At 46.2% G+C, this 14,908-nt stretch carries 15 protein-coding genes; 7 read left to right on the forward strand and 8 right to left on the reverse strand.

Annotated elements, in window-relative coordinates; genetic code table 11:
• Nucleotides 1-30: 30 nt before the first annotated feature.
• On the reverse strand, nucleotides 31-990 hold the full coding sequence (locus B2089_RS04830) for a pectinesterase family protein (protein WP_296323455.1): 960 nt from the start codon (nucleotides 988-990) through the stop codon (nucleotides 31-33).
• A 2-nt stretch (nucleotides 991-992) separates the two neighbouring features.
• Nucleotides 993-1,631, reverse strand: coding sequence for an AAA family ATPase (locus B2089_RS04835; protein ID WP_296323453.1), 639 nt, complete (start codon nucleotides 1,629-1,631; stop codon nucleotides 993-995).
• Between the two features lie 72 nt (nucleotides 1,632-1,703).
• Between B2089_RS04835 and B2089_RS04840 the strand changes: the two genes are divergently transcribed.
• Together B2089_RS04840 and B2089_RS04845 are read left to right on the forward strand one after the other, a co-directional pair.
• A complete protein-coding gene (locus B2089_RS04840; protein WP_296323449.1) occupies nucleotides 1,704-2,051 on the forward strand; it encodes a hypothetical protein in 348 nt (115 codons plus the stop codon).
• Nucleotides 2,052-2,140: 89 nt separating this feature from the next.
• Nucleotides 2,141-3,562: a HipA domain-containing protein gene (locus B2089_RS04845; protein ID WP_296323446.1), complete on the forward strand. Its 1,422-nt coding sequence runs from the start codon at nucleotides 2,141-2,143 to the stop codon at nucleotides 3,560-3,562.
• Here B2089_RS04845 and rsmG read toward each other — a convergent pair.
• The 3 genes from rsmG to B2089_RS04860 are packed head-to-tail and all read right to left on the reverse strand — an operon-like array spanning nucleotide 3,559 to nucleotide 6,064.
• Nucleotides 3,559-4,275: a 16S rRNA (guanine(527)-N(7))-methyltransferase RsmG gene (gene rsmG, locus B2089_RS04850; protein ID WP_296323443.1), complete on the reverse strand. Its 717-nt coding sequence runs from the start codon at nucleotides 4,273-4,275 to the stop codon at nucleotides 3,559-3,561. The genes B2089_RS04845 and rsmG overlap by 4 nt on opposite strands.
• A 9-nt stretch (nucleotides 4,276-4,284) precedes the next feature.
• Nucleotides 4,285-5,289, reverse strand: a complete 1,005-nt coding sequence (locus B2089_RS04855) for a hypothetical protein (RefSeq protein WP_296323440.1) — start codon at nucleotides 5,287-5,289, stop codon at nucleotides 4,285-4,287.
• Nucleotides 5,261-6,064: a hypothetical protein gene (locus tag B2089_RS04860; protein ID WP_296323436.1), complete on the reverse strand. Its 804-nt coding sequence runs from the start codon at nucleotides 6,062-6,064 to the stop codon at nucleotides 5,261-5,263. The genes B2089_RS04855 and B2089_RS04860 overlap by 29 nt, the downstream gene beginning before the upstream one ends.
• A 138-nt stretch (nucleotides 6,065-6,202) precedes the next feature.
• On the opposite strand from B2089_RS04860, the gene B2089_RS04865 reads away from it, so the two are divergent.
• Nucleotides 6,203-7,981, forward strand: a complete 1,779-nt coding sequence (locus B2089_RS04865; protein ID WP_296323434.1) for a Mur ligase family protein — start codon at nucleotides 6,203-6,205, stop codon at nucleotides 7,979-7,981.
• Nucleotides 7,978-9,108 (forward strand): D-alanine--D-alanine ligase family protein, encoded by a 1,131-nt coding sequence (locus B2089_RS04870; protein WP_296323431.1) that lies wholly within the window; start codon nucleotides 7,978-7,980, stop codon nucleotides 9,106-9,108. Before B2089_RS04865 ends, B2089_RS04870 begins: the two co-directional genes overlap by 4 nt.
• A gap of 80 nt (nucleotides 9,109-9,188) precedes the next feature.
• Here B2089_RS04870 and B2089_RS04875 read toward each other — a convergent pair whose 3' ends face one another.
• Genes B2089_RS04875 through B2089_RS04885 form a run of 3 tightly spaced genes read right to left on the reverse strand, consistent with a single transcriptional unit; the run spans nucleotide 9,189 to nucleotide 11,231 of the window.
• The gene (locus tag B2089_RS04875) at nucleotides 9,189-9,878 is read right to left on the reverse strand and encodes a GNA1162 family protein (protein WP_296323428.1); all 690 of its coding nucleotides are present in this window, start codon (nucleotides 9,876-9,878) and stop codon (nucleotides 9,189-9,191) included.
• Entirely contained in the window at nucleotides 9,875-10,237 is a 363-nt protein-coding gene (locus B2089_RS04880) for a DUF4810 domain-containing protein (RefSeq protein WP_296323425.1), read from the reverse strand. The genes B2089_RS04875 and B2089_RS04880 overlap by 4 nt, the downstream gene beginning before the upstream one ends.
• Before the next feature lie 43 nt (nucleotides 10,238-10,280).
• Nucleotides 10,281-11,231, reverse strand: a complete 951-nt coding sequence (locus B2089_RS04885; protein WP_296323416.1) for a CsgG/HfaB family protein — start codon at nucleotides 11,229-11,231, stop codon at nucleotides 10,281-10,283.
• 174 nt (nucleotides 11,232-11,405) lie between these two features.
• On the opposite strand from B2089_RS04885, the gene murD reads away from it, so the two are divergent.
• From murD to B2089_RS04900, 3 genes are read left to right on the forward strand one after another with little or no spacing between them, the layout of a single operon-like run.
• Nucleotides 11,406-13,016, forward strand: coding sequence for a UDP-N-acetylmuramoyl-L-alanine--D-glutamate ligase (murD, locus tag B2089_RS04890; protein ID WP_296323413.1), 1,611 nt, complete (start codon nucleotides 11,406-11,408; stop codon nucleotides 13,014-13,016).
• Nucleotides 13,017-13,022: 6 nt separating this feature from the next.
• Nucleotides 13,023-13,889 carry a DMT family transporter gene (locus B2089_RS04895; RefSeq protein ID WP_296323411.1) on the forward strand — a complete coding sequence of 289 codons (867 nt, stop codon included), beginning with the start codon at nucleotides 13,023-13,025 and terminating at the stop codon, nucleotides 13,887-13,889.
• Between the two features lie 26 nt (nucleotides 13,890-13,915).
• Nucleotides 13,916-14,878, forward strand: coding sequence for a M15 family metallopeptidase (locus tag B2089_RS04900; RefSeq protein WP_296323406.1), 963 nt, complete (start codon nucleotides 13,916-13,918; stop codon nucleotides 14,876-14,878).
• Nucleotides 14,879-14,908: the final 30 nt, after the last annotated feature.

The raw sequence follows: 14,908 nt of genomic DNA on the forward strand, positions 1-14,908 counted from the left end.
AGATTTTGATATGATTTTGCATTTTTGCGATTAAAGGCGCACTATTGAAAGCAGCTTTTGGACTTCTTCCTCCGTCATGGTGTAGCCGTGCTTTTCCTGTAAGGCAGTGTCGTAATCGGAGAGAGTGCCGTCAGCGTGGAGGATTTTCGTTCCGTACTCCCGCCAGCCCCATAGGGCACTTCCTTTTTCGGGATAAACGGCTCGCGTGCCATCTTCGTCAGTCCAAAGGGCAAGGTCGTACAAGTCAGAAATGCGACAGTTGATGAGAGCGATTGAATCCCAGCGGTCAAGGCTGTCTGGCTTTCCAGTTCCTTGTGAGCGACCGATGTAAATTCTGGCCTTTTTGCCCCGGTCATCGGCAGTGAAGTCGCAGTCGATAAAGACGAATCCCGGCTTTGAATTCCATGCCCGGCTCTGGAGAACATAGGCTGGTCGGTCTCTTCCCCGGTTGTCGTCGCGGGTGTGAAGGGTGCACTTTTCAAAGACAGAATAATTGCAGTAGCCCCAGATAAAATCCACATCGCCAGTGACATAGCAATTCTTGAAGTGAGAAATTCCCTTCACATGAATCGTGTCCTGGCGGCTTAAAAAGCGCATTCCCTCGCAAAAAAGCTTTCCCGTCTGACAGTGAAAGCAAATCGCTTCCGCCTGATTACCAAGAGAAGCGTCGTCACAAGTTTTGACATGAGTGTTTTCAATAGTAAAATTTTTAAGCGTTACGGAAGTGCATTTTTCGCCAAAAGTAAGAACGGCCCTGTTTTCAGTATCTTTGTGGAAAGCCTCGCAATTTTCGCCACGGAGAGCGCAGCGGGAAGAATCCCCGGAAGCACTCTCAATCACCAGCGGGTTTGGCAGATTGTAAAAAATCCGCTGGTGCTCCAGCCCCTTATGCTCGCCATCCTCAAGCAAAATATGAACAAGCTCGCTTGAAGGAGAGATTTGAGAAAAAAAATCTGCCAATGAATCTTTAGTTGTAAGCGTAATTTCCATAATTAATTTCTTGCCAGCTCCACAATCCACTTTGCGGTGGCTTCGATTCCGGCGCTGGTGCTGTTAATCATCATGTCGTAGTTTTTTCGGTCGCCCCAGATGTTTTCGGTGAAAGTGTTATAGTGATTTGCACGGCGTTTGTCGATTTGGATAATCGTTTTTTTGGCGCAAGACTCGGTTTCCTTGTAGATTTCCTCGATTCGTTTGACTTTTGCGTCGATGTCAGCGTAGATGAAGACATTGAGCAAGTCATTGTTGTCGATTTGGTCAGAAGTTGAGAGAATATAGTCCGCGCAGCGACCGACAATTACGCAGGGCTTTTCCGTGAGACCCAAGATGATTTTTCGCTCGGCATTGAAAATCTGGTCTGCAAGGGGAAGATTTGCCTGACCAACAGGCTGCCCCACGCCGCCCGCACTGGTTCCGGCATAGCTGGTTCCCAAAAGAAGATTGTAAAGCCAGCCAGAAGAAAGATTCTGCTCGGTTTTTTTGATGAAATCGGCAGAAAGACCGCTTTCCTTTGCCGCCATGTCGATGATTTCTTTGTCGTAGAAGGCATAGCCCAGCTGTTCGGCGACCATTTTGCCAATCAAGCGACCGCCTGACCCATACTCTCGGCTGATTGTAATATATTTTTTCATGATTTGCCTCCATTTATAGATTTTTAACGGAAGTTATTATATCATAGAATTCTGAAAACGGGGGATAAAAAAATGACAGGATACGAAAAAATCGCGATTCTTCTTACGGAACTGGGAAGCGAAACCAGCGAGAAAATTCTTTCGATTCTAAAACTTTCTCCTGCCCAAATGAACAAAATCAGCAAAAACATCATGACGCTGGGAAGCTACAATCCCCGCAACCTGCTCCATGTCCAGCGAGAAACAGCCGTCCTAGAAGAAGTAAAAAAATTCGGCGAGTTGCGTGGCATTTACCGTGAAGTCGCTCCGCAAAACGGCGGATTTATCATGGTTGACGACAATCTTGAAAATCTCAAAAAAGAAATCCCAAAAAGCCCAGAAGATGTGGCCAATCTGCTCCGTGGCTGGCTTGACAGCTAAGGCCAAAATGAGCCGATAAATTTAAAATTTGAGCCGATAATTTACATTTTTCCCTTGACATTCGCAAAAATGAGCCGATAAAATTAGTCATGGCTCTGGAGAACAAACTCTTCATTTTATACAAGAAAAACATTCCCATTCTTCTCTTTGAACAGGACAAGGATGAATACATCGTTGCCATAAAAAAGATTTTCAATCTGCGCCATCTTCCGCCCCATCTTTTTACAAATGGAATCGCATCCGAAGAAAACGAATACGGTCTTTGCCAGAAGCTAGAGGAATTCTTCAACAACCGCATGATTCCTTACACCCGCCGGGATTTCCGCACCATGCTTTCCGAACTTGAGCTCAAATCAAACGAAGAACTTGCAAGAAAAAGCTACTATTTAAGTCTTTCCGACCAGTACTGGATTTGCAATATGAGTGACATGGGCAGAATCTGGTGGGAAGACATCAATTTTTTCACCAACGACTATGACGATGCAATCGGGCTGCGCTTAATGAGCGCATCTAAAGCCCTCAACAAACATTCAAATTCTCTTTCTCCAGACAACACCACTAACGGCGAGCTTCCCAAACGCTGGGTTCGCAAAAACGGAAAGAATTTTCTCGAAAAGGCAGGAACAGGCACCGAACAGCAGGAAGCCCTCAACGAAGTGCTTGCAAGCGAAATCTGCCGCCGTCTCAAAATCAATTATGTCCCCTATGAGCTTGAAATCCGTGACGAGCAGTATTTTTGCATTTGTCCAGACATGGTAGACGAAAATACAGAGCTTGTTCCCATGGAATCAGTCTATCAGGGGCTTCCCCTCAATGACGGAAAATACGATTTTGAAAAGCTTGTCGAACGCTGCGACTTTCTTAAAATTCCCGATGCAGAAATCAACATTCTAAAAATCATTCTTCTGGATTTTATAATCGCAAACGAAGACAGGCACTCAAACAACCTTGGCTTTCTGCGACATGCCGAAACGCTCCAGTGGCTGGGTGTCGCCCCGGTCTACGACTCAGGAAAGTCAATGTTCCTCAATAAGGTTGATTTTGAAATTAACGAAATGGCTTCCCCCTGGATTGATTCAAAGCCCTTTGAGGAAAAGCAGCTTGCGCAATTCAATTCTCTTCCTATGGAAAAACTTTACGGCCTTGTTGACTTTTCGGCTTTGGACGACATTCAAGACTGGTACAAAAAATTTCTCGCCCCGCTCCGCCGCCTTTCAGAAGACAAAAAAATCGCCCTGGTGCGGAAACTGGGCGAAAGAATCGCTGAGGCACAGAATCTTCTGGAAGAAAAATACAAGAGCAGCGCGCTCACCATTCCCAAAAGCGAAGAAAAGCCTGAAATTTTGCTTTTACGCCAGATTAAGGAAAATCCCCGCCGCACAAAAGAAGAATTCGCAAAGATTCTGGATGTCTCCCGTGCCACAATCACCCGCGCCCTTCAAAAACTTGTCGCCGAGGGAAAAATCACGCGGGTTGGCTCCAACAAGACCGGACACTGGGAAGTGATTTAGCGCTCAATCACCACCAGATTCCGCTCCCGCTCTTCTTCCACGCCGGAATTTTCTGTAAGGAAAGGCACGATGAGCGGGAAAATTTCATATTTCGGTTTTTGCGGAATATTTTCCATTTCTTCTATTATATTCACCTTTTTTGCCTTGTAAGCGCAGAGACAACCCTTGTCTTTTAAAATCCGCAGAAGAACTTTGGTCATCTTTTTTTCCAATGGGCGGAAAGCACGGAAAACGCATAAATCGAATCGTTTTTGCTCCAGACGCTCAGCCTGGTCTTCCTCCACGGTGACATTTTTTAGACCCAGAAGTTGGGCGCAGTGATTTAAAAATCCGCAGCGTTTTGTCATGCGCTCAATCAAAGTGAAAGAAAATTGAGGAAGGGCTGCCGCCAGAGGAATTCCCGGTAAGCCCGCCCCGCTACCGATGTCAGCAAGGGAAAGAGATTCCGCCGCCACGCCAGCATTGATTTCAAAACGGCTGGCTAAAATCTCGCAAATCTTTGGCAAGGCCGAAAGACTGTCAAGAATATGACGCACGGCGATTTCGTCATGGTCGTCGGTGTTAATCAAATCGAATTTTGCATTGTATTCCTGAAGAGAGGCGATGTAAGATTCCATTTTTGGCTCCAGCTCCGAAAGAGGCAGGATTGTAATTCCAGAAAATTCGCCCTTATCAAAACCAAGCTCTACAAGTCCTTCGTGAAGAATGTTCATAAAATCCTCTTATTTATCCAAAGAAATCAGTAAATCCATGTTCCAGCCCCCCTCATTTACACGGAGAGTCACGAGATTTCCAGTGCGGTCGGCGATAAGCGAGTTTTTCTGGGTGAGTTGATAAAGATATGAATACTGATTTTCGTAATCCTGACTCACGGCGGGCGTTACGGCGTATTTTGTGATTCCCTTGTCCGTGCCTTGCGCATGGAAGTAAAAATAGAAGGTTTCGTTCCGCGCCTTGTTTTCTGACAAATATTTTCGGTCACCAGTAAGCAAAAAAGTTCCGTCAGTTTCAAGCTCTGAAAAATAGATTTTTTTGCAGGTTGAGAGGATGTCGTAACCGTTTACGATAAAACGCAGGATTTTCGGCTCTTTTTTCGTGATGTTTGAAAATGTATTTTGGCCCGCACTTTTGTCGCTCAGGCTGGCATTCTCCGACTTTTCGCCAGAATTATTCATCTGATTTTTAAGCTCGGTGAGTTCGGAGAGAATTTGCTTGAGAGTCGTAGAATCCACCGTGTTTGCCGTGACGGTTTTCTGTGCCGAAAGCAACTGATTCTGGAGATTTGAATTTCCCCGCCCCAATAAGCCCGAAATCTGAGAGAAAATTCCCAGATTGTTCATTGAAGAAATATCGTCGGCGGTGAGTCCGTTGAGGGCAGATGAAGCGTTTTGTGCGATTGCGCTTGCCTTTTGCGCCTGAGACAAAGCCTTTTCCTGTGAAGAAGAAGCCGTAGACGAAGATTGATTCTGACTATCCGCCCCGGAAGTTTGGCTTTGGCTTTGCGCGCTTTGGGAATTTCTGTTTCGATTCAAATTTGGATTATAGAAATCACTTCGCCCCGGAGTGTAAAATCCGCTTCCCACGCTGGGCATGGAAACAGAAGGCATTTCAGGCATTGAAATCGACGGAGAAGTGTTCCCGGTGCTTTTTTGAGTTGTCTGCGCAGAAAGTGCCGTGCTTGCCAGCAAAAGCAGAATCTTACAGCTGTTCCAAACTTTCTTCGACATATTGCAACCTCTGCTGCAGGGCTTCAATCGTCTTTGTGAGACGATTCTTTTCTTTTTCGAGTTTTTCGCGTGGGTCGCCGCTCTTGGCCTTTTTCATGAGTTCCGTAACCGTGTCCGGGGATTTTCCGCCGAGAATCGACTGAGTAGCCGCCGCCCTGTCTTCGGGCTTTTTGAGCATGGCCACCTTTTTCATGTTGTCGAATCCAAGAGCAGGATTGACTTCCACGGCCCCCAGTTTTGTGATGTCTTTTGCGGTGTTTCGCGGCAGGCAGAGAACGCGGTCAAGATAATCTTCGTAGCGGATGTTGGCTTTTTCGCAGAGTTTGTGAGCCTCGGCCAGCAATTTTCCGAATTCCTGCATGAGTTTGCCGTTTACTTCCATATATTCTTTGCGGATTTTTTCGGTGAGTTCCTTAAGCTCCGGGGAATCTTCGATATCGATTTTGTAGATTCCCAATTCCTCGGCCTTTTGAAGAAGAGCGTGGAAGCGTGCCCAGAATGCCTGATTGTGAACGCGAGTACCTTTCATGGGGAGCTTTCCACCGGTTTCAGCCAAAAATTCCTCGGTCAAAAGATGATGGGTGTACTCGTGAATCGCCGTATAGATAAGCTGCATGTCGCTCTTGAAATTCTTGTTGTGGAGAAGGATTTCGTGAGTCTCCGGCTTGTAAAGACCGTTGACCCTCGTGCTTTCCTTTCCAGTCATTGTGACCGTAAATTCCAAGTCAGTATTTTCGATTTGCAAAAGCTTCTGTTTGATTTCTTCGTTGTCCATTTTTGACCCCAAAATTCCTTTTTCCGTGATTTTTCAAAAGAATTATACAGATTTTCGCTGATTTTGGATATATTTACATCCTTGCAAGCACTGCGACAAAGTAATAAAATAAAAGAATCTTTTCGTTTGGGTGGGAATATGACGAAAAATCTTTTCGACGCACTTTCTTCTATTAAGTACACCATCGTTGCTTCTGACGGCAAAACTCCGCTAAGCCAGAAGGACACTCCGAATCCAGAAATTTCTTCACTGGTTTTTGACAGCCGTGACGTAAAGCCAGGCTCGCTTTTTTTTGCCCTTCCTGGCACCCACACCACGGGCAATGTTTTTATCCCCAAGGCAATCGAAAACGGAGCGGCAGCGATTGTTTTTGAAAGTGAATTATCAGTTAGCAGTGAGCACTTAGCAGTTAGCAATTCGCAGGGGAAAGCGGTTCAGGCACAGCCTTCACCGAGACTCGCTCAAAACTCACCTCGTGAGTTTTGCCCCGCAAGCGGGTCGCTCCCTATTCCCCACGCTCCAGTTTTCATCCGTGTTGAGGACGCCCGCAAGGTTATGGCTCCCGTTGCGTCTTCATTTTATGACAATCCTTCTTCAAAACTGGGAATTATCGGCGTGACCGGCACTGAGGGCAAATCTTCCACAGTCTCTTTTGTCTGGCAGCTTTTGCGCCTTACCGGTCACAAGGCGGGCTTTATTTCCACCGTGCAATATTCTCTGGGTGATGAGGCGATCGCAAATCCCCAGCATCAGACCACGCCAGAGGCAACGATTATCCAGCGGCAGCTTTATGAGATGGTCGAAAACGGCTGTGAATATGCCGTGGTCGAGACTTCAAGCCACGGTCTTTCTCCAAAACTCAACCGCACCGGAAATCTTCTTTTTGACTGCGGCATTTTCATGAATGTCACTCTGGAGCATCTTGAATTCCACGGAACTTTCGAACAGTACCGGGACGATAAGGCTAATCTTTTCCGCAAGCTGGACGAGCACAATCACGAAAAGACAATTCTCGGAAAAAAAGTCACCGTTCCTTCATTCGGAATCGTAAATCTTGAAGATCCAAGCGCAGAATATTTCATCAAGGCCACAAAACAGCCGGTCTTGGGCTTTACCACCGAGGGCAAGGCCGGAAAATCTGCCGCCGAGGGAGCAGAAGCCGCCCCACTGCCCAAAATTCCTGACTCAATCCCGGTTTTGCTGGGCCGCAACATCGCTTCGGCCCGCTTCGGTCTCACCTTCGACATGACCGAGCCTCATGTAATCGGAAAGGACTCAAAACCGCTTCCTCCCAAAGTCTTCCATGTAAAATCAAGTCTTCCGGGAGCCTTCAACACTTACAATCTCATGGCGGCAATTGAAGCCGTAAGCCGACTCACTGGCACCGACATCGAAAAAGTCGCCTCCATGGTGGAGCAGCTTGTCCCGGTCAAAGGCCGCATGACCGTAATCGACAAGGGACAGCCTTTCGAGCTTATCGTAGACTACGCCCACACGCCATCAAGTTTTGAGACAATCTTCCCGCCGCTGCGCCGTCGTTGCTCAGGCAAGATGATTTCCCTCTTCGGAAGCGGAGGCGAGCGGGACACAAAAAAACGCCCCTTGCAGGGAGAAATTGCCGCCCGCTTCTGTGACATCGTGATTTTGACCGACGAAGACCCCCGCGGCGAAGACAGCGTTGAGCTTCTCAAAGACATTGCCGTAGGCGCGGAAAAAGCCGGAAAAGTCATGGGAAAAGACCTTTTCATCACGCCGGACAGACCTACCGCAATCCGACAGGCCTTCAAAATGGCTGGAAAGGACGACATCGTTCTTCTTTTGGGAAAAGCCCACGAAAACAGCATTATTTACAAAGATAGAGTAATGCCTTACGACGAAATCGCTGAGGCAGAAAAAGCATTGGGAGAAATATTATGACAGTTACAGTAATCTACGGCGGAAAATCAGGCGAGCACGAAATTTCTTTGGTTTCGGCAGCCGCTGTCGCACGAAATATCGACTCAAAGAATAAGGTTCAGCTCATAGCAATCACAAAAAATGGCCGCTGGTTCTTGCAGCCAGAAAGCGAATTTGAGCGAATCAAGGCCGATTCAAAGGCATCTTTTAAAATCATTGAAGATGAAACGCAAGAAGTGAGCGTGATTCCCGGTGGCGGAAGCAAAAAAACTTTCCGCATTGGCGAAAAAATCCTTGCAACAGATGTAGTTTTCCCTGTATTACACGGACCTTTTGGCGAAGATGGCACAATTCAAGGTCTTTTTGAACTTGTGGATATTCCTTATGTTGGCTGCACAACTCTCGGAAGCGCAGAAACAATGGACAAAGAAAAGACAAAAGTCGTTCTGGAACACGCTGGAATTCCCGTAGTCCCAGGCCTTTGCGTGCGCCGAAGCGACCTTGCCGACTGGAAGCGATACGACCAGCTTTTGGAGCAGGCTCAGAATGAACTTGGCTTCCCTCTTTTCGTAAAGCCCTGCGCCGCCGGAAGCTCAGACGGAGCATCTTTGGCAAGAGACTTGCAGCACTTGAACGGCGCGATTATGGAAGCCTTCAACTGGGACGATAAAATCTTGATCGAAAAAGCCGTGAATGCAAGGGAAATCGAGTGTTCCGTTACAGGGAACCCCACGATTGACGATGATTCCTGCCCGGCAGAAAAACTCACGGCTTACGGCCCCGGCGAAATCGCTCCAAAGCATGATTTTTACGACTACGACGCAAAATACAACGACCCGGACGGAGCGGATTTACTGATTCCGGCAAATTTACCGAAAGAAAGATTGGAAGAAGTGCGAGTTCTGGCAAAAAAAGCCTTTGCCGCCCTGGATTTGGCCGGTCTTAGCCGCGTTGACTTTTTCATCGACAAGGACACGGACAAGCTCTACCTCAACGAAATCAACACCATGCCGGGCTTCACCCAAATCAGCATGTTCCCCAAAATGTGCGCCGCTTTCGGGCTTGATTTTACCAGCCTCACAAATCTTTTGATTGACGAGGCGATTGCACGATTCAAGAAAACCCGAAACTTGCAGACATCAAGATAAACGAAAAAAGCCGGCTGAATGATGAAGTGCACTTCACACTTCAAAACTCAACCGGCTTTTTTTTATTATATTCCTAGCACTTATTTAGCGGCAGAAATATTAACTTTTACGCCCATTGCGCCTTCTGCACCATCGGCACCATGCTTTGGATGATATTTTCCGTATGGAACATCAGAAAGAGCTCTGTTGTTACACATTACCGCAACAGATACATAGTCTGTTGTCGCAGTTTTAATGGCATCAGCAGTAAGATTTACGAGAGCTCCAACCAATCCAAATCCACTAACTCGTGCATTTGAAGATGTGTCGCATTTGATTTTTGCATCGCGCTGGAACAAAATCTCGTTTGTTTTTGTTGACTTGAAAATATACTCGATTTCAATCGTTACAGACGAACCAACGAGAGATTTATCCCATGATTTGATAATCGTAAAGATTGCCACATCCGCACCGAAAAGCTGACCGAATTTCTTCAAGTCGCCGTCTATGAAGAGCTCTGAATCATAGGCACTTTCGCGCTGCAAAGTTGCCATTGTAGCGGCAGGCGGAAGGACATAATATCCAGATTCGCAAATCGGCACACTCATTGTCGTATAGAAATAATCCTTTGCGTCAGCAGCCGAGCTGTTATTAATCGGCGGCATAACCAGCATAACGACAGGATCTTCCTCATACATCTTAGGGAAAGCAACATTTTTCGCTGTGCCACAAGAAGCAAGCAAGAAGGCAGAAAGAGCGACTGCCAAAGTTATAATCATTGACTTTTTCATTTTCCAAACCTCTTCAAGATACTGCCGACAAATACTTCTGATTCAGGATAAAGCTCAACCTCTTTAGCAAGCATTGCCTTACCTTCATCGGTTTTTCCAGACTGCAAAAGCAACCAGCCATAATCAGCATAGATTCCAGGCGGAACTACTCCGCGAGACTCCTTTTGCTTTTCGACGATTTTCTGATAAGTCTTCGTGAGATCTTCCAAAGACTCGTTATCAGCGTTTTTCAGGTAATGATAGTAATCTTCCTGATAATCATACCAACTGTACAGTTTTGTGGATCCGCAAGACAAAGCAAGAAATGCAAATGCCGCAATACCTGTCAGTTTAATTGCGTTTACCAATGATTTTTTCATCAGTAACACCTCCTTTTATTTTAAGGCTAAAGCCTCAAATCACTTATTTATCCTGAATGACATAGTTTGAAAGTTTTGCCGAATCAACAGAGCCTTCCGTTAAATCGACGATGGCATATTCATCCGTAACGGTTGAACCACCCACCATCAGAACTGTAAGTTTTGCAACCTGCTTTCCTGGAAGCTCAATCATCATGCCTGTCTGGGGATTTTTAACCTGCTTTCCCCGCTCATAAACAGGAAGCACTGAACCGACTTTAACGCCCTGTTTTGCTCCACCAGCGATAATGATTCCGTCTTTGTCGTAAGAAAGGAAGTAAGATTTCCAAGGACGATCCATACAAGTCTGCTCGATGTTATCAACAAGTTTTTCGATAGCGGCCGAAATTGCCTTGTCGCTCAAAGTAGCGTCATATCCCTGAACACCACCCATGCCAAATGTGGTAGAAGAGTTCGTTTCAGCTTCGCCATGACCTTCTTCTGAATAAATAACCTGACCCGTGCGCACATCCACCAAGCGAAGGCTTACGCCAGCTTCAACAGTCTGGGTTTTGCTTCGGGAAACAAATCCGACTTCACCCGTTGTTTTTCGTCCGAATTCAGTAATTGAGCCAATGATAAGATAATCAGCCGGAACTTTCTGGGTGCTTCCGCCGTTCTTTTCGACTTCCGCCTGAATTTTGTCAGCGTCAGCTCGCTCAAGAAGAATGAACTTACCACGAGCGGCAAGTTTTGCCGAAAGAATATCAACAGCCTGTTTACCGACAGGATCGTTTTCTTTGTCGTAGAATGCACCCTTCGCATATTCTGTTTCATTTGAGAAACGAGCGATTGCAACAGTGCGTTTAAGCCCCTGATAGTCCTGAGCATTTGCTTCCTGATTCAATGAACCGTCAACCTTGTTAACCGTTGTTTTTGCAGTTGAGCCACAGCTGATGAACGATGCCGCAAAAACTGAGAGAATTGCAATTGCTAAAAATTTTGTCAATTTCATAGTTCCTCCTGAAAGTAATTTGAAACTATGTACAATATTATAACACAAAAATAGGGGGGGGTACTATACAAATGTATTTTTATTATTTTAGCTTAAATTTTTTTTGTTTTTCTCTAAAATTTATTTAAAATATCCAAAAAAAGTGTACAATTCTTTTATATAGAGGAGAATCCTATGTCAGACGCACACGAACCGCTTCCGCCAGTTCCACATTTTTATCCGGAAGGCTGTTACTTTAAATCCCTCAGCGACATCAAAGACAAAAAAATCGTCGTCATGGGCTTGGGGCTTAACGGCGGCGGTGAGGCTTCCGTACGCTTTTTCCTGAATCACGGCGCATTCGTTCTTGCCACCGACATGAAAAGCGAGGCTGACTTAAAGACCACGGTGGATTCCCTCAACAAGGACAAATCTCTGGACACCAGCCGACTCACTTACCGTCTGGGCGAGCACCGCATCGAAGATTTTGAGAATGCCGACTGCGTAATCAAAAATCCAGGTGTCAAATACGACGGAAACAAATATCTCGCAGCCGCAAAGGCAATCGAAACAGATATTTCGCTCTTTTTGGCATTCAGCAAGGCTCCGATTATTGCCGTCACTGGCTCAAAAGGCAAGTCCTCAACCGTAAGCGCGATTTATTACGGTCTTAAGCAATCGGGATTCAGCGCTTTTTTGGGCGGAAACATCACGGTCTCGCCGCTCACTTTTTTGGAGCAAACGGACGAAACCACACCTGTGGTTCTGGAGCTTTCAAGCTGGCAATTGGCTGACCTTCGCGGACGCAAGCTTTTAAAGCCAAAAGTCTCAATAATCACGAAAATCATCCCTGACCACCAGAATTTCTATCACTCGATGCTGGCCTATGTAAACGATAAAAAACTGATTTACGCAGACCAGAGCAAAAAAGATTTCGCAATTTTTGACTTCGACTCAGACCCGGCGGCAGACGGCGGAACTTTAATCGACAACTGGGGCGACATTTTCGCAAAAGAATGTAAGGCCACAATCCTCCGCTACAGCAAAAAAAGTCTTCCCGAAGGCACTTTAGGGGTCTGGCAGGACAAAAAAGGCACGGGATTTGCCCGCCTTTCCACAAAAATCCTTGATACCCTGCCCCAAGATTACGAAAAAACGACCGAAACTATCCTCAAAGACCTCATCGTTCCCGGAAAGCACATGAGAGCCAATGTTTTGAACGCGGCCTTGGTCTTGCGGATTATGGGAGTTTCACCTGAACGGATTATCGAAGTTCTCGGCCGCTGGAACGGAATCGAGCACCGCCTAGAATTCTTCCACGAGTGCAAAATCGGAAAGACGACTTACAGATTTTACAACGACTCAGCCGCCACAGTTCCCGAAGCCGCCGCCGAAGCCACGCAAGCTTTCGGAAAGCCAGTCTATTTTCTTACTGGCGGCACGGACAAAGGCTTGGATTTAAGCCCAATCGCTGAAGGAATTTGCGACAACGGCAGAAATATCGTTCCGAAATCAGTGTATCTGCTGGCGGGAAGCGCCACCAACAAAATGATTGGCGACTTCAAAGAAGAGGGCATCGCTTACAAAGGTCCATTCAATTCAATAGAAGAAATGCTTTCAGCCCTCAAAAGCGACTTGGAAAGCTCCGAAAGCAGCGAAAAAGAGTCTCAGAAACAAACTCAGAATGACGCTCGTAAGCCACAAATCGTTGTCTTTTCGCCGGGAGCCACCAGCTTCGGCATGTTCAAGAACGAATTCGACCGTGGAAATCAGTTCAAGGCAAAAGTGAAGAAGGTGTTCGGTTAATCCATCATGAATACCTCTCACCGTTATGAAATCCTGCTGGCATCGGTGATTGCTGCCAGGGCGACTTCCTTTATTTTCAGCAAAATACTCCTTGAAAGCATGGACGCTTTCGCGCTTCTGGGGATTCGCTTTTTGCTGGCCTTTTTGATTCTCGCACTACTGTTCGCCCGTCATCTCATTCACATTGACCGTCAGGTGCTTTTTTCGGGCTTTGTCATAGGCTCGCTTTATTTTCTCCTTATGATCTGCGAATTGACCGCCCTCAGGAACACTTATTCTTCAATGGTTTCCCTGCTTGAGAACTGCGCCATAATCCTCGTTCCGCTTTTAAACGCCTTCATAACATGGAAAATACCCTCCGCAAAGTCAATTCTCTGCGCGCTGGTTGCCATGTTTGGCGTCGTTTTGCTCACTTCAAAAGTCGGAAAGGTGTCTGCCAGTATTCTCCTTGCCCTGTGCGCCGCCCTTCTGTATGCCATTGCCATCATCGTCACCGGAAAATTCACCCAGAAATCAAAATCAGCTGAAAGCGCCCTTTGCATCGGAATCATTCAGCTCGGCTTCATCGGGATTTTTGCCCTGACCATCTCTTTCATCCGGGGAACTTTTACCTTTCCGCAAAACGGCTCCCACTGGGCCATGCTTTTGATGCTGGTGATTGTCTGCACAGGATTCGGCTACACCTTACAGCCAGTGGCCCAGTCAAAGGTCTCAATTGAGCGCTCAGGTCTTTTCTGCTCCATAAATCCAGCCATTGCAACGATTCTGGGAGTCATCGTCCTTCACGAGCAGTTCGGAATCTTGAGCGTTCTCGGAATCCTGCTCATCATTTTCAGTATCATGCTTCCCTATCTAAATTTTTCAAAAAAATAAGAATTTTGTGCTATACTTTTTAGCGCATGAAAACAAGACGATTTTTTCTAACAATTCTAACTCTTCTCATTCTTCTCCCGCTGATTCTTCCGGCGCAGGAAAAAACAAAGACATCGCTGAGCATAGAATCCATGCAGAAACAATTTTCTTCCCGCGCTTTTTGTCCGCCCGAAATTAAAGAATTCATGCATTTCTACCCCGACATCGAATATTCCTCATTCTACGACATGGAAGTCGGCGACTGGAAAATCGAAATGACGGCAGACTTGTACTTCGAACGCACGTCAAAACCAAAAGAAAAAAAATCAGCAGTCTTTTATTGGGCTGACGGTCGGCTCCTTCCCAAGGAAGAACTGCCAAACAAAGAAAAATACTGGGTTCTCCGCTACCAGTACGAAAACAAGCTCCGAGACCCAAGCACTTACACAAAAGAGGAAATTGAGAGAATTACCCATTTCGGCTCTTCTGAAAACCGACAGAATGCAAGCGGAACCCCCATGTTCTTCTTCGACTGGCTTTATTCGGCTAAGCCGCGCGTAATTATCGAAGACCATATCATAAAAACGACCTTTTTAGGAAAAAGCACAAAAATCCATGAGCGAATTTACGACCATCTCAAAAATGTAGAGAAAAAAATCCTCGACCAAAAAACAAATCCAAAAGTAAAAGAATTTATCGACACTCTGAAAAGCGCGGATGCCTACTATTGGCGGGAAATTTCCGGCACAACCCGGAAATCTTTTCACTCTTACGGAATCGCCATTGACCTGCTCCCAAAACGCCTGAACGGCAAGGCAATCTACTGGGGCTGGGAAAAAGACCGCCTCGGTGACAAATGGATGCTGATTCCGCTAGAAAAACGCTGGACTCCCGGCGATGAAGTTATCCGCATTTTTGAAGAAGAAGGCTTTATCTGGGGCGGCTACTGGATTATCTTCGACAACATGCACTTTGAGTATCACCCGGAGTTAGTAAAAATTAGCAATTAGAAGTTAGGAGTTAGAAATTGGGCGCATCGG

The organism is Treponema sp. UBA3813, assembly GCA_002368605.1.
Classification (GTDB): domain Bacteria; phylum Spirochaetota; class Spirochaetia; order Treponematales; family Treponemataceae; genus Treponema_D.